The organism is Neptunicella marina, assembly GCF_014270035.1.
Taxonomy (GTDB): Bacteria; Pseudomonadota; Gammaproteobacteria; order Enterobacterales; family Alteromonadaceae; genus Neptunicella; species Neptunicella marina.
This window is the reverse complement of record NZ_JACNEP010000012.1, coordinates 34,201-59,354: the sequence shown is the minus strand read 5'-3', so window position 1 is coordinate 59,354 and position 25,154 is coordinate 34,201. Positions and strand designations below refer to the sequence as shown.

The 25,154-nt window shown below is 47.7% G+C and carries 22 protein-coding genes; 12 read left to right on the top strand and 10 right to left on the bottom strand.

Annotated elements, in window-relative coordinates; all coding sequences use genetic code 11:
• Positions 1–58 precede the first annotated feature (58 nt).
• The 8 genes from H8B19_RS13940 to H8B19_RS13905 all read left to right on the top strand — a co-directional run bounded on the left by H8B19_RS13940 (position 59) and on the right by H8B19_RS13905 (position 10,107).
• Positions 59–331, top strand: a complete 273-nt coding sequence (locus H8B19_RS13940) for a hypothetical protein (protein ID WP_186507498.1) — start codon at positions 59–61, stop codon at positions 329–331.
• A gap of 225 nt (positions 332–556) precedes the next feature.
• A complete protein-coding gene (hsdR, locus tag H8B19_RS13935; RefSeq protein ID WP_338401531.1) occupies positions 557–2,977 on the top strand; it encodes an EcoAI/FtnUII family type I restriction enzme subunit R in 2,421 nt (806 codons plus the stop codon).
• Positions 2,978–3,019: 42 nt separating this feature from the next.
• Positions 3,020–4,489 carry an N-6 DNA methylase gene (locus H8B19_RS13930; RefSeq protein ID WP_186507497.1) on the top strand — a complete coding sequence of 490 codons (1,470 nt, stop codon included), beginning with the start codon at positions 3,020–3,022 and terminating at the stop codon, positions 4,487–4,489.
• The gene (locus tag H8B19_RS13925; protein ID WP_186507496.1) at positions 4,489–6,258 is read left to right on the top strand and encodes a restriction endonuclease subunit S; all 1,770 of its coding nucleotides are present in this window, start codon (positions 4,489–4,491) and stop codon (positions 6,256–6,258) included. Before H8B19_RS13930 ends, H8B19_RS13925 begins: the two co-directional genes overlap by 1 nt.
• A 42-nt stretch (positions 6,259–6,300) precedes the next feature.
• Complete coding sequence (locus tag H8B19_RS13920) at positions 6,301–7,188, top strand: hypothetical protein (protein ID WP_186507495.1); 888 nt, start codon at positions 6,301–6,303, stop codon at positions 7,186–7,188.
• Between the two features lie 35 nt (positions 7,189–7,223).
• Positions 7,224–7,955, top strand: a complete 732-nt coding sequence (locus H8B19_RS13915; RefSeq protein ID WP_186507494.1) for a HipA family kinase — start codon at positions 7,224–7,226, stop codon at positions 7,953–7,955.
• Positions 7,952–8,812, top strand: a complete 861-nt coding sequence (locus H8B19_RS13910; protein ID WP_186507493.1) for a DUF3037 domain-containing protein — start codon at positions 7,952–7,954, stop codon at positions 8,810–8,812. Before H8B19_RS13915 ends, H8B19_RS13910 begins: the two co-directional genes overlap by 4 nt.
• A 557-nt stretch (positions 8,813–9,369) precedes the next feature.
• Entirely contained in the window at positions 9,370–10,107 is a 738-nt protein-coding gene (locus H8B19_RS13905) for a sensor domain-containing diguanylate cyclase (RefSeq protein WP_186507492.1), read from the top strand.
• 78 nt (positions 10,108–10,185) lie between these two features.
• On the opposite strand, the gene H8B19_RS13900 is transcribed toward H8B19_RS13905, so the two are convergent.
• Positions 10,186–10,518: a YnfA family protein gene (locus H8B19_RS13900; protein ID WP_040133149.1), complete on the bottom strand. Its 333-nt coding sequence runs from the start codon at positions 10,516–10,518 to the stop codon at positions 10,186–10,188.
• A 119-nt stretch (positions 10,519–10,637) separates the two neighbouring features.
• A complete protein-coding gene (locus tag H8B19_RS13895) occupies positions 10,638–11,687 on the bottom strand; it encodes a DNA-binding protein (RefSeq protein ID WP_011711649.1) in 1,050 nt (349 codons plus the stop codon).
• Positions 11,688–11,891: 204 nt separating this feature from the next.
• Between H8B19_RS13895 and H8B19_RS13890 the strand changes: the two genes are divergently transcribed.
• The 3 genes from H8B19_RS13890 (at position 11,892) to H8B19_RS13880 (ending at position 14,622) form a co-directional block, all read left to right on the top strand.
• Complete coding sequence (locus tag H8B19_RS13890) at positions 11,892–12,905, top strand: tyrosine-type recombinase/integrase (protein WP_037431571.1); 1,014 nt, start codon at positions 11,892–11,894, stop codon at positions 12,903–12,905.
• Positions 12,906–12,931: 26 nt separating this feature from the next.
• Positions 12,932–13,687 (top strand): helix-turn-helix transcriptional regulator, encoded by a 756-nt coding sequence (locus H8B19_RS13885; protein WP_186507491.1) that lies wholly within the window; start codon positions 12,932–12,934, stop codon positions 13,685–13,687.
• 74 nt (positions 13,688–13,761) lie between these two features.
• Positions 13,762–14,622, top strand: coding sequence for a sterol desaturase family protein (locus H8B19_RS13880; protein ID WP_186507490.1), 861 nt, complete (start codon positions 13,762–13,764; stop codon positions 14,620–14,622).
• A gap of 66 nt (positions 14,623–14,688) precedes the next feature.
• On the opposite strand, the gene lspA is transcribed toward H8B19_RS13880, so the two are convergent.
• The 7 genes from lspA to H8B19_RS13845 form a co-directional block, all read right to left on the bottom strand.
• A complete protein-coding gene (lspA, locus tag H8B19_RS13875) occupies positions 14,689–15,225 on the bottom strand; it encodes a signal peptidase II (protein WP_140907663.1) in 537 nt (178 codons plus the stop codon).
• A 4-nt stretch (positions 15,226–15,229) separates the two neighbouring features.
• Complete coding sequence (locus H8B19_RS13870; RefSeq protein ID WP_105934546.1) at positions 15,230–15,550, bottom strand: P-II family nitrogen regulator; 321 nt, start codon at positions 15,548–15,550, stop codon at positions 15,230–15,232.
• 77 nt (positions 15,551–15,627) lie between these two features.
• Positions 15,628–18,768, bottom strand: coding sequence for an efflux RND transporter permease subunit (locus tag H8B19_RS13865; protein ID WP_186507489.1), 3,141 nt, complete (start codon positions 18,766–18,768; stop codon positions 15,628–15,630).
• Positions 18,769–18,842: 74 nt separating this feature from the next.
• Positions 18,843–19,784 (bottom strand): efflux RND transporter periplasmic adaptor subunit, encoded by a 942-nt coding sequence (locus H8B19_RS13860; protein ID WP_140907666.1) that lies wholly within the window; start codon positions 19,782–19,784, stop codon positions 18,843–18,845.
• Complete coding sequence (locus H8B19_RS13855) at positions 19,781–21,121, bottom strand: TolC family protein (RefSeq protein WP_186507488.1); 1,341 nt, start codon at positions 21,119–21,121, stop codon at positions 19,781–19,783. Before H8B19_RS13855 ends, H8B19_RS13860 begins: the two co-directional genes overlap by 4 nt.
• An 83-nt stretch (positions 21,122–21,204) precedes the next feature.
• The gene (locus H8B19_RS13850) at positions 21,205–21,552 is read right to left on the bottom strand and encodes a hypothetical protein (protein ID WP_083445960.1); all 348 of its coding nucleotides are present in this window, start codon (positions 21,550–21,552) and stop codon (positions 21,205–21,207) included.
• A gap of 191 nt (positions 21,553–21,743) precedes the next feature.
• A complete protein-coding gene (locus H8B19_RS13845) occupies positions 21,744–22,643 on the bottom strand; it encodes a cation efflux transmembrane domain-containing protein (RefSeq protein WP_186507487.1) in 900 nt (299 codons plus the stop codon).
• 77 nt (positions 22,644–22,720) lie between these two features.
• Between H8B19_RS13845 and cadR the strand changes: the two genes are divergently transcribed.
• On the top strand, positions 22,721–23,128 hold the full coding sequence (cadR, locus tag H8B19_RS13840; RefSeq protein ID WP_186507486.1) for a Cd(II)/Pb(II)-responsive transcriptional regulator: 408 nt from the start codon (positions 22,721–22,723) through the stop codon (positions 23,126–23,128).
• 25 nt (positions 23,129–23,153) lie between these two features.
• Here the strand turns inward: cadR and H8B19_RS13835 are convergent, their stop codons facing one another.
• Entirely contained in the window at positions 23,154–25,094 is a 1,941-nt protein-coding gene (locus tag H8B19_RS13835) for an FTR1 family protein (RefSeq protein WP_186507485.1), read from the bottom strand.
• Between the last annotated feature and the right edge of the window lie 60 nt (positions 25,095–25,154).

The following is a 25,154-nucleotide window of genomic DNA, read 5'->3' as shown; positions in this document are numbered from 1 at the left end:
TTGTAAGTACAAGCCTCACAGGGCTACGACTTATATTAAATTAAGGGAATTCCAAGATATGTATAACTTCAGCAATAAAGCCTCAGAGCAAAAATTAGCAATCGCTAAAGAAAAACTTACCGCTTACGAACAAATTTTTGCCAGTCTAAAATCTGAAATGTTACATGTCTCGCTGGATACTGAAGGCAGAATTATAAGTGCTAATGAACTATTTCTTACCGAAATCAACCTGAACTTCACGACCATGTCGGGACAAAAATTCACCGGTTTAGTGCCCGATGTTGCGCGAAAAACCAGTCAAATTGGTCTTTCAGGTCATTGTCGCATGTAGCGACATAAAATGTTCGCACACTAACTTATCTATAAAATCACCAAAATAAGTAGAGTACTAACATTGCTTGAGAAACACTTAACAAATTCTGGTTCGCTTACAGATGGTAGTTTGATATAACCCGTTGTTATTCTTCATAAAGAAAGTAAAATCATAAAAAACAATAGGTGTTCTGCTTGCTGTAAGTAACGATATTACTAAATAAACACGATTAAGGAACTGATTGTGGCTCCAATCAATAAAAAAGCACTCAGCGAAGCCGACATTATCAGCAAATACATCATGCCTGCCATTAAGGATGCCGGTTGGGATGATATGTACCAAATCCGTCAGGAGGTAAAACTTCGCGATGGTAAAGTAGTGGTACGCGGCATGGCGGCAGCGCGTAAAAAGGTGAAATCGGCTGATATTGTGCTTTACCACAAGGTGTCGATGCCGCTGGCAGTCATTGAAGCCAAAGCCAACAAACATGAAGTAGGGAAGGGTATTCAACAAGGTTTGGATTATGCCAATCTCTTAGACGTGCCTTTTGTATTCGCTTCAAATGGTGATGGTTTTATTTTTCACGATAAAACCAATCCCAGTCAGCTCGAAACCGAAATCACCTTAGAAGACTTCCCCAGCCCCCAGGTGTTGTGGACTAAATTCTGCGCCTATAAAGGCTATACCGATCAACAACTCCCCATAATTACTCAAGACTACTATGACGACGGCAGCGGTAAATCGCCTCGTTATTACCAGTTGCAGGCTATCAATAAAACTATCGAGGCAGTGTCAAAAGGGCAAAATCGGGTGCTGTTAGTAATGGCAACCGGAACCGGCAAAACCTATACCGCCTTTCAGATTATCTGGCGGTTATGGAAAGCCAAAGCCAAAAAACGCATTTTGTTCTTAGCCGATAGAAATGTATTGGTCGATCATACGCGCAACAATGATTTTCAGCCTTTCGGCCAGGCCATGACCAAAATTACTGGTCGTAAAGTCGATCCTGCCTACGAGGTGCATCTGGCCTTATACCAGGCGCTAACCGGCCCGGAAGAACATCAAAAAGCTTACAAGCAAGTCGATCCAGAGTTCTTCGACCTAATTATCATCGACGAATGTCATCGTGGTAGTGCCGCCGATGACAGCGCCTGGCGCGAAATACTGGAATATTTTAGTGCGGCTACACAAATAGGTTTAACCGCTACCCCCAAAGAAACCGAAGAAGTGTCCAACACCGATTACTTTGGTGAGCCCGCCTATATGTACTCCCTAAAAGAAGGTATCGAGGATGGTTTCCTTGCACCATATAAAGTGGTGCGGGTAGATATTGATCTCGACCTACAGGGGTGGCGACCCACCAAAGGTCAGGTAGATAAACGGGGCCATGCAATAGAGGACAGGATCTACAACCAAAAAGACTTTGATCGCACCATGGTTATTGACGAGCGCACACAACTGGTGGCTGAAACCATTACCAACTACTTAAAGCGCACCAATCCGATGGACAAAACCATCGTGTTTTGCAACGACATTGACCACGCGGATCGCATGCGCCGTGCACTGGTTAATCTTAATCCGGAGCTGGTGGCCAAAAATGAAAAATACGTGATGAAAATCACCGGTGATGATGATGTTGGCAAGGCTCAGCTGGATAACTTCTTAAATCGTAAAAAATCCTATCCGGTCATCGCCACCACATCAGAGTTATTGACTACAGGGGTGGATGCCAAAACCTGCAAGCTGGTGGTGCTGGATCAATCTATCCAGTCCATGACCAAGTTCAAACAAATCATTGGTCGCGGTACGCGCATCGACGAGGAATACAATAAGCTCTGGTTTACCATTTTGGATTTCAAAAAGGCTACAGAACTGTTTGCCGATGAACGTTTCGACGGTATTCCAGAAAAAATAATTGTGACTAAGGCCAAGGATATTAACGACCCGGATTCAGACTTTAACGATGTTATTGAAAGCAAAGAAGCCGAAGATACTAATCAGGAAGAGAGTGGTGACAATAAAATTACCTCAAGCAACTATCCCGATGGTGAAATCGGCGGTGATGACTGGCAGGATGAAGAAAAGGTCTACAAGTACCATGTTAATGGCGTAAAGGTACATAAAGTCGCCGAGCGTGTGCAGTATTACGACACCGACGGCAAACTGGTGACTGAATCCTTTAAAGATTACACCCGTAAAACCCTGACCAAACAGTTCGCCACGCTGGATGAATTTGTGCGTAAATGGAACCAGTCGGAACGCAAACAAACCATTATCAATGAACTGGCCAATGAAGGCATTATTTGGGATGCACTGGAGCAGGAAGTCGGGAAGGATCTCGATCCATTTGATATGATCTGCCACGTTGTATTCGACCAGCCACCTTTAACCAGAAAAGAACGCGCCAATAACGTTAAAAAGCGCAATTATTTCACCAAATACACAGACAAAGCCCAGACCGTGCTGGAAAAACTGCTGGATAAATATGCCGATGCTGGCGTGCTGGAAGTAGAGAACCTGCAAACCATCAAGGTGCATCCCTTTACCGACATTGGTTCGGTTAAGGAAATTGTCAAAGATGGTTTTGGTGGGCGTAACGAATACGACTTGGCAATAACCGAATTAGAACAGGCCATTTACGCTTTTCCCGATAAATCGGCGTAGCATTTTTCCGGCCTTACAACCATAACAATAACGAGTAGTAACATGTCTATCAGTACTGTCATTAAATCCATCCAGGACATTATGCGTAAAGACGCAGGTGTAGACGGCGACGCCCAGCGCTTAGGCCAGCTTTCCTGGCTGTTGTTTTTAAAAATCTTTGATGCCCAGGAAGAAGAACTGGAACTTGAATTGGATGACTACCGTCCCCCAATTCCGGATAGATACCTGTGGCGAAACTGGGCCGCAGACGGGCAGGGTATTACCGGTGACGAACTGATGGAATTCGTCAATGACGACCTGTTCCCGGATCTGAAAAACCTGGTTGCTCCCATTGATAAGAATCCGCGTGGCTTTGTAGTGCGCGAAGCCTTTAGTGATGCGTTCAACTACATGAAAAACGGCACGCTGCTGCGCCAGGTGATCAACAAGCTTAATGAGGTGGATTTTACCGATTCCAGAGAGCGTCACGTGTTCGGTGACATTTACGAGCAAATTTTGCGTGACCTGCAAGCCGCAGGTAATGCCGGGGAGTTCTATACGCCGCGAGCGGTGACCCGTTTTATGGTCAATCGTTTGGATCCCCAATTAGGCGAACAAATATTTGACCCGGCCTGCGGTACGGGGGGCTTTCTGGCCTGTTCGGTAGACCATGTTCGCAATAATTACGTCAATACCGGCAGTGGCCATCAAACCCTGCAAAAGCAAATTCATGGGGTCGAGAAAAAGCAGTTACCGCACCTTTTAGCCACCACCAATATGATGCTGCACGGCATTGAAGTACCGGTGCAAATCCGCCACGACAACACCTTAAATAAGCCCCTTTCCAGTTGGGATGCCATTTACGATGTAATTGTCACCAACCCGCCTTTTGGCGGCACAGAAGAAGACGGCATCGAGAAAAATTTCCCCTCTGAGATGCAAACCCGCGAAACCGCCGATCTGTTTCTGCAACTGATTATCGAAGTGCTCAAAGACGGTGGACGTGCCGCCGTGGTATTGCCCGACGGCACCCTGTTTGGTGAGGGCGTAAAGACCAAAATCAAAAAGCTGCTGACCGAAGAATGTAACCTGCACACCATAGTGCGCCTGCCCAATGGTGTTTTTAACCCCTATACCGGCATTAAAACCAATATCCTGTTCTTTGCCAAAGGCACACCCACCAAAGACATCTGGTTTTACGAGCACCCTTACCCGGAAGGCGTTAAAAACTATTCCAAAACCAAACCCATGAAGTTTGAAGAATTTCAGACCGAAATCGACTGGTGGGGCAGTGAGGCAGACGGCTTTGCCAGCCGGGTCGAAAACGAGCAGGCCTGGAAAGTCTCTATCGAAGAGGTCATTACCCGTAACTTTAATCTGGACATTAAAAACCCCCATGTAGGCGAAGTGGAAAACCACGACCCGGAAGAGTTGCTCGCCCAATACGCCGACCAGCAGCAACAAATCCAAATCCTGCGTGACCAGCTTAATGGCATACTAGCCGAAGTCCTGTCCAAAGAGGGCAATGCCTGATGTCTGTGGAGTCGATAATTACCGAAAATCTGGATATCTGGACCTCGGCGGTCAAAACCAAATCCGCCGCCGGACGAGGACGCACCAGCAAGCTGGATATTTATGGTATTAAAAAGATGCGGGAACTGATTCTGGAGCTGGCGGTGCGCGGTAAATTGGTCCCACAAAACCCCAATGATGAACCAGCTAGTGAGTTGCTTAAAAAGATAGAAGCGGAAAAATCCAGATTAGTAAAAGAAGGCAAAATAAAAAAGCAAAAGCAATTGCCGCCAGTTACTGAAGATGAAAAACCGTTTGAGTTACCCGATGGATCGGCTTTTATTAGGTTAGGAAATATAGGTAATATTTTTAACGGTAATAGCGTAAATTCTCGTTTAAAGGAACAAAAATATACTGGATTAGATAGTGGCTTACCATTTATTGCCACAAAAGATGTTGATTATGGATATAAGTCTCTCGATTACAACAATGGTGTCCTAATACCTTTCGATGAACCTAAATTCAAAATAGCGCACAGTAACTCTGTTTTAATCTGTGCAGAAGGAGGGAGTGCTGGTAAGAAATGCGGCATTGCCAACCAAGATATTTGTTTCGGGAATAAACTTTTTGCTAATGAATTATTTGGAGATGTAAGTTCTAAATTTATTTTATATACATACTTGTCACCTACGTTTTTTTGTCAATTTAGTGAAGCAATGACAGGGATAATAGGAGGAATCTCTTCTAACAGGTTCAGCGAGCTGATTATCAATTTACCGCCTTTGTCCGAACAATATCGCATTGTTTCTAAAGTAGATGAATTAATGGCCCTATGTGATCAGTTAGAGACGGAGACCGAGGCCAGTATTCAGGCGCATCAGACCTTAGTTGAAACCCTGCTAGCTACCCTGACCAACGCCAAATGCGCCGATGAACTCAACGACAGCTGGCTGCGCATCAGCGCCCACTTTGACGTACTGTTTACAAATGACGACAGCATCGACCAGCTAAAGCAAACCATCCTGCAACTGGCCGTTATGGGCAAACTCGTCAAACAAGACCCCAACGACGAACCCGCTTCCAAACTACTGGAGTGCATCGCTGCAGAAAAACAGGCCCTAATCAAAGCCGGTAAAATCAAAAAGCAAAAGCCACTGCCCCCCATCACAGAGGAAGAAAAGCCATATGCCCTGCCATCGGGGTGGAGTTGGAGTCGTTTACAGGAAATTACGTTGTTAATTACGGATGGGAAACACGGAGATTGTGTAAATTTGGAAGGTTCTGGCTATTACTTTTTATCTGCAAAAGATATTCAAAATGGAAAGTTGGTTTACGAAAAAGCCAGACAAATAGAGTTTTCTGAATTTTCTGAGGTTCATCAAAGGACTAACTTAGAACCTGGTGATATATGTATGGTAAATACAGGTGCTACGATTGGGAAAATGGCGCTAGTTGAAAATAATGACTTCACTAGGAAAACTACTTTTCAAAAAAGCGTGGCAGTTATAAAAGTTGCCAAAGGTTATATTTATAACAGGTTTGCGGCTTTATTTATTCAGTCAGAAACTCACAATTTTCTAAATAAGTCAGGCGGTAGTGCGATAAATAACTTACTACTAGGGGATTTAAAAAAGAAAGTATCTCCAGTTCCTCCGCTCGAAGAACAAAAACGCATAGTCGCTAAAGTTGATAAGTTAATGGCCTTATGTGACTCACTGAAAGCCCATTTAAACCAAGCCCAAACCACCCAACTGCACCTCACCGACGCCATTGTGGAACAGGTGTTATGAACACTATTAATGAGTTGAAAAATATTGTCACAGGCGAAATTTATGAATGAACTAGGAATATGCAAGCGCTCCGGCCGACTGTATGAAGGCAATAGTAGCGCGGGCATAGCGATAAATTACCATGTGCCACTTATGCCGATAGAACTTGTCGGTGTTGAGATGCAACAGGGTCGTACTTCAACAAGTATGATTTTTCGCGAAGATAGCTTTGATCCCATTACCAAAATTCGTCGAGGCAGAGTCTACACTGAGGTTTTAGGCCGCAATGACCCTTGGCATGTCCATGATTTTGGACGAACTGATTTAAAGCGAGTAGGGTGGGATCAAGGTGAAGCACAAGAACTCGAAGCTACCAGTTATAACGCAGACTCTCTTACTTCACTGCGTCAATTATCACCATTACCCAAAGTTATTTTAGGCAAATCGCCTCATCATACCTATTGGAAAATCTTATCCATTGAAACGCAATTTGATGGCAAACCATTATTGACCCTGAAAGCCATGACCAGCTTTGGGGCGGTTCCGGAACTTATGTTAAACCAGGTGCCTGAAATTGCCCAAACGCTAATACAAGATGCACTTGAGAATGTTGAAATAGCCGCTAACAGAATTGGCGCAATCGAAACTGTCGATGCTTGCAGAAACGCATTGTCTATTGTGTTGGGTACACTGGCAGATAACTTAGAATTAGAATTGGGCCAGGGAATTAACCATCGGATTAAAAAGAATCAAGCTAATGCTAAAAACTCCAATGCAAACGGACAAGACTTGATTATCCACAGTGCAGAGATTGTTCGCAGGCTGCATCCACGTGGTAAAAGTAATGAGAAGGAAAAGCATAAAACTCGACCTGTCTCTCAGGAAGACGCCAATCTGGCACTAAACTGCCTTTGGTTTGTATTAGTCGAACTGGGTTGGGCCCGTGGCTAAAGATTTGAAATCAATTGCTTTTAGGTAAACAGCCAATGATTAACATCATCGAAATCCAACAAAAAATGACACAAGGCAAAACTGAACCTTGGCTTTGCTTGGGTGATGATAATAATCAATACGTAGTTAAACGCCTCAATGCAACATTCAAAGGTTGTTTGTATGAATGGATAGCCGCAAATTTAGGACAGCGTTTTGGTTTAGCTATCCCTGATTTTGCATTGGTTAATATTGATGACTTTTTAGTTGAATATGACGCAGACTTATTGATGAGTCTTGGTAGCGGTGTCGCATTCGGTTCAGTTTTAAAACCTTGTTTGATTGAAGTTAATGTCGAATTGTTATATCGCTCTGACCGTCAAGTTCTAAGGGATTTGTTCATGTTCGATTACTGGATTCATAATGGCGATAGAACACTTACTGAAAGTGGTGGAAACCCCAACTTGTATTTCAATCTTGTCTCTGCATCACTTGTAATATTTGATCATAATTTGGCATTTGAACCTAACTTTAGTGTACAAAATCACAAGGACTTTCATGTCGCTAACTTTATGTTTAAAGGCCAAGCCGATATGTTTGAGCCTGAAATCGATCGGGACTATTACACGGCAAAATTTGCACAAACTCTAAACGATTTGGATGCAATTATTGGCTCCATTCCGAGGGAGTGGCTAGACGAGATACCTAATGCGCTTGGCGAAATAGAACGAATAAGGGTAGTATTGGACGCATTCAAACATGTTGACTTCTGGAGGGCTCTACGATGAAAAGCAATTTCAATACTGTTTATCAATACGCAGTCGTGCGCTTTATGCCCTTTATTGAAACCAGAGAGTTTGCCAATGTAGGTGTAGTGTTGATCGCACCCAAGACAGGAAGATTTTTATTTAAACTCGCTCCCAAGCGCTTTGGCCGTGTAACTCAGTTTTTCGAAGACTTGGATGGGAAACTATACAAGAATGCGATTGATACCTTTACCGCTGAATTAGACCGTATCCAACAATACTGCATTGACCATGGTATACGCGGTAAACAACTGGTTGATTACTTTGGTGAATTAACGCGTCATCGCGAATCTGTAGTTCATTTCGGCAATGTTGGGCGGAAGATGGGTGAAGAAAACGACATAGTAGAACTTGAAAACCTGTATCAGCGTTTTGTTGCTCGCAATTTCGTTAATGATGATTATCGCGAAAAGCAAATGGTTAGGGTGTTGAGGCAAACTTTCAAAACTAAATTACCTGTTAAATATGTTGAGAAGACTTTAAAGGCCGGTATTTTCGACATCACTGTACCATTTGTTCGAAAAACAGAGCAGGGTATTCGTGTGATCAAACCATTGGCTTTCGATCAACTTACTCCCTTGAAGGCTGCTGAACACGGCGAGCTGTGGGTTAATCGAATTCAAAAATTAATAAATAATAATGTTGTCATGCCAGATAGAGCATTATTTGCCGTTGAACGCCCAACTCTCGATAGAGCCAACTTTGTTCAGGTGTATGACCATATTGTGGGCGAGATAAAACATTTAGGTGTCAATGTTGATCAGTTCGATAATATGGAGGGCATTCTGAGATTTGCAAAAGCAGATCTTGTAACTGAAACTCCAGAGCAAAGACACTAAGCCTCTTAACTCTGAAGCATTTCCATTAACTTATCTTAGCCTGTGAAATCCTGCGATATTTTCGAAAAATATCCCGGCCGGGATAACAACGTCTACTTGAACTGAGTAAGCGAATCTAAATTCTCCATTTCGAAAACTGCGCTACGTGAAATATTTGAGCTAGCTCCAAGAAGACTGATTCAGATTTCACGTAGCTGCACATCCTAATAATGTCCCAGCGACAATTTTCGAACTCAAACCATTTAATAACAAACACGCTGTGCGCAAAATGACAGTGAGACGTGCGACCTATATACACGTATATAGTGATTCTGCCATTCTGATAATTTTATGCATATTCTCATAATGTATATTATGTTAAATTAATTATATTGCTTTATTTAATAGTTAGTCCTTGTTTGCACTTACATTGGTGCTCTACTCTTTAGAATTAAATTTAATTAAATAATAATTTCGAACATTGAGTAGCTGACCGTATCCGGTTGATTTTCAAAAAATAGCTGATTGAATCTTTTAGACTAAAATTAATTTTGAGATTAGCGATTTACTGGTTTTGTATGAACAACACAAACGATTACGTCGATGTTCTGATGTCGTTTATCCATTCTAAAAATGATGGATATGGATTATTTAATGACCGGGATCAGTTGGTTTATTGTAATGATGCTTATCTGGACATTATGTCCATCAATCGTTCCGATGTTGGCAAGCTTTGCTTTGAGGATATTTTAAAAATTAATCAAGCCACTGGCCGTGGTATAAAAGTTGATTCAGGTAATATTGATGCATTTCTAAAATATGTTCGCAGCGTCAGGCGTTCACGAGAATACCGATTATTTGAAGTGGATTTTGTTGACGGCCGCTGGTTTATCTTTTCCGAACAACTCAACCAAAACGGTTACTTGTTAGTGCATATAAAAGACATTACCAAACAGAAAGTAACCCAACAAACACTGCAGTCTTCCCTCTCTTCATATAAATATATGGCACTTACCGATGAATTAACCCAGGTGGCGAATCGGCGAAGCTTTGTTGAAACCGTTAAAACCAGCCTTAATAATTGCGAAAATGCGTCTGTACCTATGTCGTTAATGATTATTGATGTGGATTTTTTTAAATCAATTAATGATAACTTTGGTCATCAAATTGGCGATCTGGTACTTAAAAAGCTAGCCCAATCACTCCAACAGGAAATAAGACCCTTTGATACTATTGGTCGGATTGGTGGCGAGGAATTTGCCATTTTCTTGTCTAATACCACAAGTGATATGGCCATTCGGATAGCGGAACGTTGAGGTCCGGCCGGTAAAAGCGTTGGATTTAGCCACTTTGAGCATAAGCGGCTGATATTATTCAACATTATGGCGCCTTGCCTAACCGGCCGTTGGCTGTATAACGATGATGGTAACCCCTACCAATGCGACCAAAGCCCCCGCGATGTCCCAACGGGTGAGCGCCACTCCGTCAACAATACGCAACCAGAGGAGAGCAACGCCCAGATATATGCCCGCATAGGCAGCATAAGTGCGACCTGCCGCCGTTGGGTGAAGCGTCAACAGCCACGCAAATAACGCCAGCGAAAGCGCAGCAGGAATTAACAACCATACCGACTTGTTCTGTTTCAGTACCAGCCACGGCAGATAACAACCTACAATTTCGGCAACCGCAGTAATTACAAATATTGTGAAAATTGACAGCAGATTCATTGGCAAAAGATCCTTGATGTGAAGAAGCACAGAAGCTTCAAGTGGAAGAACCGACAAATTTGATGAGCTACGACGATTCCACCATTAAGCTGCCGGGCGCTCAAAATACATCCATCCGGCTACAGCGAACTTTGGAGCTGTTTAAATTGACCTTGGATCACGGCTTTTTCCTGAAGAATGACTTTATTCTCGTCGATCAGAAGCGCCGCTTTATCCTGGGTGGTTTTCAATTCGGTTTTTGTGGTCTCCAGTGTTTGGGATAAGACGGCCACTTGCTTATCAACATCAGCTTTCTGAGTGGTGAGCACGGCCATGTTTTGCGCCAAATGATCATTTTGATGCTGGTATTCCCGGCACTTTGCCACGGCTTCTTCAAGCTCGTGTTTCAGGTTCTGGACATCTTCTATCTTTCCCTTCACGTCGCTATTTAGCGCCCCATTGGCCCGTTTTAATTCATCGGCATGTCGTTGTAACTGCACATTGGCGTCAAACAGCTCTGACGCTCTCGACTCAGCCTGGGCGAGCCGGTGTTGCAGATCCTGGATCTGATCGTTCAGCCCCTGGTTAACTGAACGGAATTGTTCGCGCTCCTGCTGGCGGTCTTCGGCAGTACGCTGCTGGTAATGTTCGAAATGATCGCGGATATCCTTATTTTCTTGTTTGAGTTCCGCAACGCTCTCCTTCAATTCAACAATCCGTGCAGCAGCTTCGTCCCGCTGGGACTCGGCCTTGGCCAGGCTGACACGCGCGTCTTCCAGGGACCGACTTTGCTCGCTTTTTTCTTTGCTCAGCCGTTCGGTCTGGTTCTCCAGGTCCCGTTGTCGGGCAGTTAGTTGCGCCATGGTGTTGTCGGCATGGGTCAACTCTTTGCGGAGTTCTTCCTTTAAAGTCTCGAATTCCTGGCGAGCTTGTTCGATACGGTGGTCGGCCATCTGCTGTACCCGCTCATGCAGGGACTTTACCACCTCGACGAGGTCGTTCGGCAGCCCACTGACATCGGCCGCCTCCCCATTGTCTGACCGCCAACGCTTGAGCAATGGCGCGATGGTGCTTTTGCTGCCGGTGCCCAGGTGTTCGCGCACCCGATCCACCGTGGGTTCCTGGCCTTGCGTTTTAATGGCTTCAGCGGCTTTAGCGATATCGTGATAAGTGACTCCGGCACGGGCCATGGTGATTCCTCTCGGATTATTTAGTAACATATTACATAACACGTAATATAACATTATATTGGTTCGTTTCAAGATCGCTTGAATTCATGATACTAACCACTGATAATCATCCTTATCGTAGGTTAATGGATCTTGACGTAAATTTTCGACTTGTAACGCCGGTACATAGCCGCCTTTTGAGCGACATCGAAGGAAATCCTATTCATGAACAACAAACCGCCAAAACCGGCTAGCAACTTGCCATTACGTAATGAGGAATCGACCCTGATTGAACGTCAGGAAGCCGAATCATTGCGGCACTACCTCCAGGCAGCGACGTCCGACAACACGCGCAAAGCCTACCGCTCGGCCATTCGCCAATTTGAAAAATGGGGTGGTCGCCTGCCCTCGGATCGGGATACTGTCGTGCGTTACCTGCTGGCCAGAGCCGAATCGCTCAACCCCCGGACCCTGGATCTGCACCTGACCGCCATTAGCCAATGGCACCATTACCAAGGGCTCATCGATCCGGTAAGCGATCCGTTGGTCCGCAAAACCATGGAAGGCGTTCGTCGTACTCAAGGCCAACCCAAACGCAAAGCCAAGGCATTACGTTTGGAGCACATTGCCCAGATGGTGAATCACTTGCGGCAACTGCCTGACACCAAAAAGAAACAGCGGGATATCGCGCTGGTGTTGACCGGCTTTTTTGGCGCCTTTCGTCGTAGCGAATTGGTGGCCATTCAAATCGGTGATCTGGTGTGGGAACCAGAAGGACTTCTCATCCGGCTGTCTCGTTCCAAGACCGATCAACAAGCCATGGGCTTAGTGCGAGCATTACCTTTCGGTGCACCAGGCTGCTGTCCTGCTATGGCCATGAAGAACTGGATAGAATTGGCTGATATCAATGAAGGTCCGGTTTTTCGTCCCGTTAACCGTTGGGATAAGGTTCAACCCAAAGCACTGAATCCCGGTGGCATTAATCAATTACTCAAGACTCTGGGCAACGCCTGTCAGTTCGATTTCGTGCCGGACTTGAGCAGCCATAGCTTTCGGCGTGGCCTCTCTACATCGGCAGCGAGGGAAAAAATCGACTTTGAGTTTATTAAGAAACAAGGCGGCTGGAAGAGCGACGCTACCGTATGGGAGTACATCGAAGAAGGACAGCAATTCACCAATAATGCCTCATTTATCCTCCTAGAAAAGTTGCAAGCGCTTATAGACAGTCAACTACAATGAAAAGCTGCCTTTGTAGAGATAGGGTAATGATCACAACAAATACTTTAGTGAACCCATGGCGCGGCTCAGTAGCGATAACACCAGGTATCGGTGCGTTCCTCGGCGAGTCAGGAGACAATAAGCCCCATAAACATTGGGCGCATCAAATCGCGATCGGTTTAGATGCAAACGTTGAAGTCATTTCCAGCGAAACACGGCACAAAGAAAAGGGGTTATGGATACCGGCTAGAGTTACTCATCAATTGATAATGGCCGAGGTACTGTGTATTTATATCGATCCAACCCATGATATTTGCAAAGCCTTGCTGCCTCACATAAAAAATCCGTTGATGCAACCCATTGGGACACTCCGTGAGGAATTCAATACGGCGTGTTTATCTCGCTTTACTGCCACGGAAAACCTTTCATTCGAACTGGAGGCTTTCGAGCGTCACTACCGGCACGATCAAACATCTGATCCAAAGAGCAGATTGAGCCACATTTTAAAAGCATTACATGCCGAAGCCATGGATGGGCGATCAATCTCTAGAGCCGAGTTGGCAAAGAAAGTTCGTCTTTCCCCAAGTCGTTTTTCCCACTGGTTTTCCGAAAGCACCGGCTTACCTTTACGCAGCTATAAAAAGTGGTTAAAACTATTAACGGGGTTTGAGTTATCACGCCAAATGTCACTCACTGATGCGGCAATTGCATCGGGATTTTCCGATCAGGCCCATTTCTGCCGGTCTGTTACCGAGGCTTTTGGTGTTTCCCCGGCAGTTATTCAACGGCTTTTGTCAGAATAAACAGCACTTTCGTTCAATGTGGCTACGTGTAAACATGAGATGCTGAACACTCTCAATCAGCGAGGAGTGTTAAAATGATTCGTAGCATAACGTGGTTGGTTAGGCTCCTGTATTTGCCGTTGTTTTTGCTCGTCGGAAATGGCGTCGCTATCTATCTTGTTGCCGAGGGTTACAACCAAGGTTGGCTGGTATTTTTGATCTTGGTATTTATAGGAATTTCCTTCGCCACCGAAAAACTGACACCCTATGATCGTGCGTTTAATGAACCGCAACAAGATCAGCGACGCGATCTGCTTCACGCCTTTATGAACGAGTCACTTAATGTTATTGGCGTTGCTGTACTCCCGTTATTTGGTGGCTTGCTGGTCTTGGCACCGATATGGCCTTCCGGGTGGCCGCTGGCTTTCCAGTTACTTTTGGCGATCCTCATTTCTGATGTTGGCATCACCCTGGCGCATTTTGCCAGTCATCGCCTCTCTTCACTGTGGCGCCTTCATGCCGTTCATCACAGCGTAAAACGGCTATACGGTTTTAATGGTCTTATGAAACATCCATTGCATCAATTGATAGAAACCGTCGCAGGAACGACACCATTGCTCTTTGTAGGAGTGCCACAAAATGTCCTGATGTTGTTGGTGGTTGCAGTAGTGCTTCAGTTACTATTGCAGCACTCGAACGTGGCGTATTTTACTGGACCGCTGAGGAGGGTTCTCGCAATCAACGCGGTGCATCGTTTCCACCACTTAAATACGGCAGAAGAAGGCGATGTGAACTTCGGGCTTTTTACCACCTTGACGGATCGCTTGTTGGGAACGGCTTATTTTGACTCTGAACGAACGATCGGTACTAAAGATCTTGGTATCGCTTCAACGCCGAATTATCCAGCTGACTATTGGCAACAGTTGATGCAGCCTTTTCGACGGGACAAGACATGAGGTTATTTAGTAATTGATAAATCCGAGAACACGCTCCACATGCCACAGCGGGAGCGTGTTCTCCACTTACCTCATTCCTTTGTTGTTTTCATGGTCGCTGTTATCGCCTTCATCATGAACTTGATGATTCCTACTACCTATGGTACTCACAATAAAAATACATACCCCTATGAATATCGCTGTATCAGCCAGATTGAATGCTGGCCAATGAGAATAGCTCCAGTGAAAATCAAGAAAGTCCACTACCGATCCACGCCATACACGATCAACCAGGTTGCCCAATGCACCACCAAGCAGCATCGAATAGCTCGCCGCTTCAAGCCGGGTTGGACGCCGCCGCATTGTCCAAACCAACCAAACCGATACGCCAGAGGCTAATGCAATAAAGAAATAGCGTTGCCAGCCACCAGCATCAGCTAGCAAGCTGAATGCAGCCCCAGGATTCATCATGTGTACGATATTAAGAATTGAGTTAATCTCCACGCGCTCACCGTACTCTATCGTACGCTCAACGGCATACTTACTCGCCTGGTCCATCAGTAATATCAAACCGGAAAGACACAGCCAACCACAAAAGGTGTTTGTCGGGTTAGAGTTCGCCATGAAGTTAATTTTCTTTTCCTCCAATCGGTAGCGCTTGCTCGACAGGGGTGACGTATACCCAACCGGATATGTTGGGTCCGATTTTCCCGGTTTTGCGTATGATAGCCGTCACCTCATCCACCTGATTGTCATCACAGACCAGAGATAATTGTACTTCTGAGATAACCACGCCAGCTTCGGCAGAATAGGCCAATTCCCGCTCTCCGAGGGGCTTCAAAGTACCCTTGATGTCGAGTAGCGATAGGTTTTTGTAACCTGCGTCACGCAGTGCGTCGATGACATCGGCGGATCGAACGTGGTGGATAAAGGCGGTAATTTGTTTCATGTAAATACTCCAAAAAAATTCGCTATTACTGTTAGATGGATCGCGGCAAGAGGATACTTGCCGCGATCCTGAGGGTGTCACTGAGCGATCGGATCGCCGTTGTCATCAATCTCTTTTGGCTTTCGCCAAGCCAGTCGATAAAGGCCGGGAAGTACCAATAGAGTGAGTAACGTGGATGAGATAATGCCGCCGATGACTACCGTGGCCAGTGGTCTTTGGACTTCTGCTCCAGTGCTGGTGTTGAGTGCCATCGGCAAGAAGCCTAATGCAGCCACCAGAGCGACCATCAAAATCGGCCGCAATCTCAACATGGCGCCGCCCTGAATCGCCTGCTCGACGGATTCACCCCGATTGAGCTCATCTCGAAAGGCCGACACCATCATGACCCCCGTCAGTACAGAAACCCCGCATAAGGTAATAAACCCAACGCCGGCTGTGATCGAGAGGGGAATATCTCTTAACCACAAGGCGATAACGCCACCGGTCAGCGCCAGCGGTACGCCACTGAAGACCAATGCCGCATCTTTTGCCGAACCAAAGGTCATCATCAACAGTGCAAAAATCATCACCAAAGTGACGGGGACAAGCAGGCTTAACCGCTGCGAGGCCGATTGCAGTTGCTCAAAGGTGCCTCCATACTCCAGCCAATAGCCGGGCGGCAATTTCACCTGCTGCGCAACTTTGCCCTGAACTTCAGCCACAAAACCACCCAAATCACGACCGCGAACGTTCGCGCTGACAACCAGTCGCCGCTTGCCGTTTTCGCGAGAGATCTGATTAGGTCCAGGGGCCAGCGTGAGACTGGCCACTTCCCGCAGCGGTACGTAGCCGCCCTCTGGCAGCGGTATCGGCAAACGTTCCAACGCGCGCAAGTCGCCCCTTATGCCCTCGGCCACTCGCACCACTATCGAAAACCGCTGGTCGCCCTCAAAGATCAGGCCGGCTTCCTCACCACCCGTGGCGGCGGCGACCACGTCCTGTACATCGGCGACATTCAAACCATAACGATACAGGGCTGAACGATCCGCATTAATGGACAGAATAGGTAACCCAGACACCTGCTCGACCTTAACCCCTTCGGCGCCCTCGATGCCAGTCAATACCGCCGCGATTTCGCTGCCCGATTTAAGCAGCTGGTCCAAATCATCGCCGAACACCTTGATCCCGAGGTCTGATCGCACACCAGAAATCAATTCATTGAAGCGCAGTTGGATCGGCTGGCTGATCTCATAGGCATTTCCCGGCAACAACGTCAGTTTCTCACCAATTTCTTCCAACAGCTGCGCTTTGGTTTTATCAGGATCGGGCCATTCACTGCGATCCCTGAGCATGACATAGCCATCGGAAATGTTGGGCCCCATGGGGTCACTGGCAACTTCGGCCGTGCCGACGCGCGCGAAGTAGGTTTTGACTTCAGGGATTTCCAGAACCGCTTTTTCCAGTTGAAACTGCATATCCAGGGATTGAGTGAGACTGGTGCCGGGTATTCGCAGTGCCTGGACGGCAATATCGCCCTCATCCAGATTAGGGATAAATTCCGTCCCCATCCGCGTGGCCAGTGCGCCGACCAAAACCACAAAGATCAGGGCCGCAGACAATACGAGAACGCGAAACTTTAGCGCCCACGCCAAAACCGGGGCGTAAAACCGTTTGGAGTGGCGAACAATAAAATTGTCCTTCTCCTCGATATGCCCCGTCATAAACAGCGCCACGGCGGCAGGGACGAAGGTGAGTGACAGCACCAACGCAGACAGCAAGGCCATGATCACCGCCATAGCCATGGGCGTAAACATTTTGCCTTCCACGCCCGTCAAAGCCAGGATGGGTAAGTTCACCAGAATCACCACTAACACGCTGATCAAACTCGGCTCAAAAACCTCGCGGGTGGCCGCAAACACCGTTTGAAAACGCTCATCCAGTTTTAAGGTGCGCCCAAGATGATGCTGTCGCCCAGCCAAGCGCATGATACAGTTTTCGACAATGATCACCGCACCATCCACAATCAAGCCAAAATCGAGTGCGCCCAAACTCATCAGATTGGCGCTGACCTTGGTTTGCACCATGCCCGTCATCAACATCAACATCGACAATGGAATCACCATTGCGGTGAGTAAGGCCGCCCGGACGTTGCCGAGCATGATCAGGAGCACGACGACAACCAATACCGCACCTTCGGCCAGGTTGGCCTGCACCGTGGCAATGGTTTTATCGACCAGTACCGTACGGTTATAAACCGGTTCGGCAATCACGCCCTCGGGCAGCGTCTTATTGATCTCCAACAACTTGGCCGACACATCCTGGGAAACCGTCCGACTATTACCTCCCAGCAGCATGACGGCGGTACCCAATACAGTCTCCTCACCATCGCGAGTAGCGGCACCTGTGCGCAACTCTTTGCCGAATCCGACCTCGGCCACATCAGCCACGGTAATGGGTAACCCGGCTCGACGAGCGACGATGATTTTTTCGATCGCAGGGATGTCAGCCACCTGTCCGGGGGCGCGGATTAAATATTGCTCACCATTTTTTTCAATATAGCCAGCACCGATATTAGCGTTGTTTTTCTCCAGTGCCGCTACTAAATCATCAAAGCTGAGCTGGTAGGCCAGCAGTCTTGAAGGTTCCGGCGTGATGTGGAACTGCTTCTCGAAGCCGCCAATGGTATTGACTTCGGTGACGCCGGGAACCAGGCGTAACTGCGGACGGATCACCCAATCCTGCAAGGTACGTAAGGCCGTCGCATCATAGGGCTCACCATTTTCTTGCAAGGCGCCCGGTTTCGCATGCACTGCATAGTGAAAGATTTCACCGAGTCCTGTGGCAACGGGCCCCATCACCGGACCGATTCCTGAAGGCATCTCGCTTTTTGCCTGCTGCAAGCGCTCGTTGATAAGATTGCGGGCAAAGTAAATGTCCGTGCCTTTTTCAAACACCACGGTCACTTGGGACAGAGCATAGCGTGATACCGAACGTGTACTCTCCACGTGGGGCAGCCCTGTGATCGCCAGTTCCACCAAGTACGTAATGCGTTGCTCCACTTCCAGCGGTGAGTAGCCGGGAGCTTCGGTATTGATTTGCACCTGGACATTGGTGATATCGGGTACCGCGTCGATGGGTAGGTGCTGATAGTTCCAGACACCCAGGGCACCAGTTACCAGCACCAGAAACATCACCAGCCAACGGCGTGCGATGGAAAATTGAATGAGTTTATCGATCATCACACACTCCTTCGTTGAGCGGCGATAGAATGCTGCTCCGGCCGATGGAATCCAGAATGTCTTTCAGGGAGCTATTAATCATCATCGCCAACCTCCCCTTTACCCAATTCCGCTTTCAAAATAAAACTGTTTTTGCTGACATACACTTCATCTGCGGACAGACCTGCCACCACTTCGGTTAGCTCACCGTCGGTTCGCCCCAAAGTCACTGTACGTGCTTCAAAACCTTCCTCACCCCGAACAAAAACGACAGGGTTATCCTCGACGATTTGCAAGGCTTCGTTGCGGATCACCATTGGAGCGGCTATTTCGGCGCGGGTGATTTGCGCGTTGACAAAGAGACCGGGTTTCCAAATGCCATTCGGGTTGTCGATCAAAGCGCGCGCCATAATGGCCTGATTACCAGTTTGGCCAAGCGGCGCAATATAGATGATTTTTCCCTCTGCGATATGGGTCGAATCGAGACTGAGAATGCGAACCCGCTGGCCTAATTCAACCTGAGCAACATCCTTGGGAAAAACCGACAGCTCCACCCAAACCGTTGAGAAATCCTGTACTACCAACAACGGGATATCCGTAGTGTGCTCGCCAGCGTTTGCATTCCGCTGGGTAACGGCACCATTGAGTGCGGATACTATCGAATAGGTTTTCAGACTTTCATTCGCTTCCACAGTCACCAGGGGTTCGCCTTTGCGAACCGGATCACCAACACTTTTTTTAACTTCCCGAATAACGCCGTCGAAGCGTGCCGTTACCGACTGTACACGCTCTGCGTTGGTGGCGACGACGCCATATACTGGCAAAACATCGCGGATGGTGCCCGAGGTAACGGTTGCCAGCGTAATGCCGGCATGTTTTATCTGCTCCTGGGTCAGCTCGACGTGGCCTTCTTCACCGTGCTCTTCCTCTTCTCCGTGACCCGTCTCGGCGAAAGTTTGTCCAGACAACAGGGTGATCGCAAAGCAACACGTAATTAGACGGATAAATGATTTTTTTAACTGGGTATTTGATTTCATTGTGGGGTTCCTGAAAATGTGTTGTCTTCGCCATACTGTGTCAAGGCCAAGGGCTCTGCTGTTAGCTGCTCAATTTCTGCACCATAGGTTAAGGCGGCTGCGGCCGCTTCGATCTGGGTGCGCCTGGCGCTCAATAATTCCTGCCGCGCGCTGACATAGTCGAGATACCCGTAGCGACCGCGTTGATAGGCCGCCTGAGTTTCTACCAGGGCCTGCTCAAGGGCGGGAATGATGGCGGTGCGCAGTGCCTCTACCGCGACAATGGCTTGTTTGCGGTTGTGAAAAGCCCGGAACAGTTGCGTGTGAAGATCCAGCAGCATTACATCGCGCTCTGCCAACACCTGATTCTTTTCGGCCAACGCGGTCGAAACGGCGCCGACATTTCGCTTGCCGGAAAACAACGGCATGCTGAAACCCGCTACCAACGCGGTGTCATCGGTCTCCTGCAAGCGACGAACCCCCACCGACCAGCTGATATCGGCGCTGGACTGGGTTTCGGCAAGGCGTATTTCCGCATCCTTGAGACGGGACTGTGTCGCGAATATTTCTATCGCCGGATTCTTTTTCACTTTGGCGTACAAAGTTTCAAATGCCACGTCCTCACCGAATTGGAAAAGAGAGCCTTCCACTTTGTCAAAGTCCGGTGAGGTTACCCCCCACAGGGCAGACAACGACACTTTCAAATAAGCAAGCCGTTGCTGCTCCGAAAGCAAAGCGAGCTTCGCTTGCTCGGCAGCGGCCTGTGCCCGTTTGACTTCCGCCTCGGGTGTCGCTCCCGCCGTAGCCCGCTTTTTCACAATGCGTAAGCTCTCGCTCGCCAATTGGGCGGCCTCGCCAGCTAGGTTCACCTGCTCCTGTGCCGCCAGCACATCGACATAGCGACGGGTGACTTCGCCCAATAAGTCCATGGACTCCACCTGACGGTTGGCATCGAGAACCGACCGGCTGTGGGAAACAACACCTCGCCGAGCCATGCGCTTACCGCCCATTTCGATGACCGAAGACAGCGCAATGGTCAGCTCAGCACCACCTGCGCCGCTGAAGTCCCCAGTGCCCCCGACATTTTCAGCGTCAAATCCCAGCTCATACGCCGGTCTTAACCCGGCTGTTTCGGCCTGCCCTTGAAGGGCTGCGTAGCGGTAGGGAAAAACTTTTAAAGACGGGTTTTGTGACAAGGCGCGCTGCACTGCATTGGTCAGCGTGATCGTTGAGTCCCCAGGTGCGGCGTTAAGCCCCGACGAAGAAATAAAAAATAATAAACTGAACAGAATGCAGCGGCTTTTGATATTCCGCCGACCCGTAGCGCCAGAACCCGGCGCAGTACGTATTGATAGCATATGGTAGATCCTACTTATTTAAGATAATTCAAACCGCGCGTTGCAGCGATAACGGCAACACAGAAAAAACTTAATCGGTAAAATCAGGCGATTGGAGGGCGGTACAGCGACGAGGATGGGGCCTCGGGAATGAGGGCTTGATAGTTGTTATGCAACGAATGTTTATGCAAAAAGTTTGAGTGAGTCAGGTTACCGGATAAATAGACATGACAATGGCAGCCATGGTGATGGCAATGAAACAGATCGTCAGGCGCGGTATTTTGATCTGCCGGATCAATAACGGTCGAGCTATCCAGCATTGCCGATGATGAGCCATCGGAGGAATAAGGAGCTGTATCCGAATAATTAATGGGATGCACGTCAGCCATAGCTGTCACTGATTGCAGTGCAATCAAGACTAACAGCAGATAAGACAGTGCTTTTCGACTCATAAACCGAACATAACCCCAATGAAATGGAATAGGCTGCAAAGCATACCGCCTTTGATTGCGGAGTCAATCACCGATTGTCCCAGCGCCTTTCGTTTACCTGTTATCCGCCTGTCAAAGCGAGCCAGGTCGAGGATCTTTATTGGCGGTGTATCATAAGACGATTGCTTGTTGTTCATATTGTGCCCGGTGTCTCAGGACTTAAGTTGCAAGATGCGGCGCGCGCCATTCAACACAATCAAGCCGATGATAAGGCCAATCACCAAGTCTGGATAACGTGAGCCCGTCCAGGCCACCAATCCACCGGCAAGGATCACCCCTAGATTGGCAATCACGTCATTGGCGGAGAAAATCCAGCTGGCTTTCATATGGGCGCCGCTATCCCGGCTTTTGGCAATCAACAGCAGACAGGTCACATTGGCCACCAAGGCAACAAGCCCGAAGCTCATCATCAAAGTGGAAAGCGGTTCACTACCCAATACCAATCGCCTTACCACCTCGCCCAAAGCGCCTAAGGCGAGAATGATCTGAAGCCAACCGGAAAAATGGGCTGCACGCAACTTCATCCGCACACTGTGCCCTACGGCATACAGCGCCACGCCGTAGACGGCGGCATCAGCGAACATATCTAAGGAGTCCGCAATCAAACCAGTGGATTGTGCCCACCAGCCAACGGTGATTTCAATGGCAAACATGATGCCATTGATTGCCAGTAGCCACTTGAGAATGCCAGCTTCTCTTTCTGCCTCCTGCTTTGCGGACGCCTGTGCACGGACGATGGACTCGCTGGCGACGGGCGTTGTGCTTTCAAGCCTCGCGCCCAGACCGACTGATTGCATTCTTTTTTCAATAAGGTCAGCGTTATCATCATGGTAGACATGCACCTTGCGTTTGGGGGTATCGAATTCCAATGTAACTTTAGGTTCCACACTGTCCAATGCCATACGGATCATGCCTTCCTCTGAAGGACAGTCCATCTTGGGGACATGGTACTCACTCACAAAGCCGCCATGAGAAGCATCATGTACCTCGGCAGTCTGGGAAGTATTCTGCGTCGCGTCACTTTGGCAATTGCCACCGCATGTGGTTGTCATAAATAGCCCTTGTTGTATCCAAGGCGGGCAGTTTAAACTCTATAGTCACTATAGAGTCAAGCACAGAGATTAAATAAATGAAGATTGGCGAGCTGGCAAAAAAGACGGATTGCTCGGTGCAAACTATCCGTTACTATGAAAAAGAACAGTTGCTGTGCACGACCCAGCGTAGTGACGGCAATTTTCGACTTTACGATGAAGCTGCTGTCGAACAGCTGCTATTTATCAAGCTCTGCCGTAACCTGGATCTCAGTTTGTCCGAGATCCGTCAGTTACTCACGTTAAAACGCTCACCGGGTGCGCAATGTGATCAAGTCAATCGCATGATGGATACGCACATTCAACAAGTGGAAACACGCATTCAGGAGCTGGTTCAGCTGCGCGAGCATTTGAAATCACTTCGCCGCAGCTGCTCCAGTGAAAGGACGATCGAACAGTGCGGCATCTTGCAAACGTTAACCACTAATCAGCATCAGAAGCGGTAACACTTACGCACATGAAATCGGACGCCTATGGTGTCGGCTGTGATTTTACGTGTTTTGATTTGGACAGTACTAAAAATACCAGGTAAACCAGAAGTACTGAAAGTTGCGCAAGCACGCCTTGCCAGGTGGATTTGACACCAATCCAGTCAATCTCAAAACTCACAGGTAATGACGTCATACCGATGATGGCCGCCTCCTGTAATGCCGACACAGCTTTGCCCATCAGGACAAATGCCAGCGCTAGCAGCAAGTAGGTGGTGGCTGAAAAGAATTTGGCGATCGGCAGTTTGACGGAAAAGCGGATCAACGCCCATGCCAATATGGCTAACAGCAACAAACCGAGCACAAAGCCACCACCAACAGAAGAATATTGGGTTGATACCGCCTGCGTTAAGAGTGATTGATAAAATAATACGGTTTCAAACACCTCCCGGTAAACAGCCACAAATGCCAACGCCACCAGACCCCACAAGGTGCCAGACTTAAGTTGGGTATCGACATGTTGCTGAATGTAGGCTTGCCATTGTGCAGCCTGGGTTTTGCTATGCATCCAGATCCCAACGTAGAGCAGTACCAACGCGGCCAATAAAGCGGCAATTCCCTCCATGATTTCACGATTGGCACCACTGATCGTGATCAACGATTGAGCGGCGATCCAGGTGGCACCACCGGCAAGTAATGCCGCAATCCAGCCTATGTGGACATATTTAAGCGCATCCCGACGCCCGGTTCTTATTAAAACCGTCGTTAATGCAATGATAACCAGCAATGCCTCCAGGCCTTCGCGCAACAATATGACCAGACTAGCAGTGAATAAGGTTTCTTTGGACAAGGTGGACTCTGATAGCAAACGTTGTGCGTCATCCAACAAATGCCGCGTCTCCGCCATTAGCGAATCCAATTCTCCGTTTACGTCGGGGCGGCTGGTCAATTGTCGTAGTGCCATCATGTTGGACTCGATGGATTGGCGCAGTGCTTTGTCATGCGCATCGAGGCTATTTTCAATCAGTTCAAAACCGTCCAGATAGGCACTGACGGCGAGTTCACTTGCGGTTGAAAAATCTCCCTTCTGATGCGCTTTTTGGGCGGCTTGAAGTCGATTCCATGTGATTGCCAAGGGATCTTGGGATGCCTTGAATAATGCCGAGGGGTTAGCGCGTAAACTCTCCAAAGCTTGTAGGGGTATATCAGGGCGTGCTGCTGCCAGTTGCAGTGGGTTGTGATTAATCAGCTGCAGTTTGGTAATATTCAAATCATTGTGAGTAGGTTCGCTGGATTGAAAAGCGAGTCCACCGACATAGAATGCCATTGACCAACGCTCTTGCTCCGTTAGTTGTTGAAAAGATGGCATGGCGGTGTCGTCAATGCCATTGGTAATGGCGTCGTATAAACCCAAAATTGATCGATTTAATGCCCGCTCTTTATCGGTAAAGTCCGTGGGTGCGGGATCGAGTTGTGCTGCCAGCACTCCGTCACCTTGACCAGATACTCCATGGCAAGATCCGCAGTTAGTCTCAAATACCGGCCGGATTTTTTCTTGAGGTAATATCCGTTCCGGCAGGGATAAATGTGGCATCAATCCCAACAATGTGCCGCGTAGGCTGGCACTCATTTGACGGATCTCATCAACACCTTTCTTATCATGGATGGCCCTCTGCAATGCCATTGCTTGCACTGCGAGTGACTCTGCATCAGCAGTGGCGGCCAGCGAGCTCTTGCTAACAATCAGTTGTGAAAACTCCACCATCTCCTGATATTCATTGTCATTAATTACCTGACCGTTTTTCACCGCTTCGGCATAATCAACGCCTATGTATTCAGCGAGCTGTGCCAGTTGCCGGAGTTGAGTAACGTTGTCTGGGATCTCAGCTTCATTCGCCCCGGCAGATAGAGAAAGTGGCAGCATCAGAAATATGATGGCATGAAGGGTGGCTCGTTTCAGGCGTTGCAATCTGCAATCAAACATCTCGGTGTTCTCTTATTCATGAATCGCTAATGATTATTGATCGCAATTGTAAACTCTATA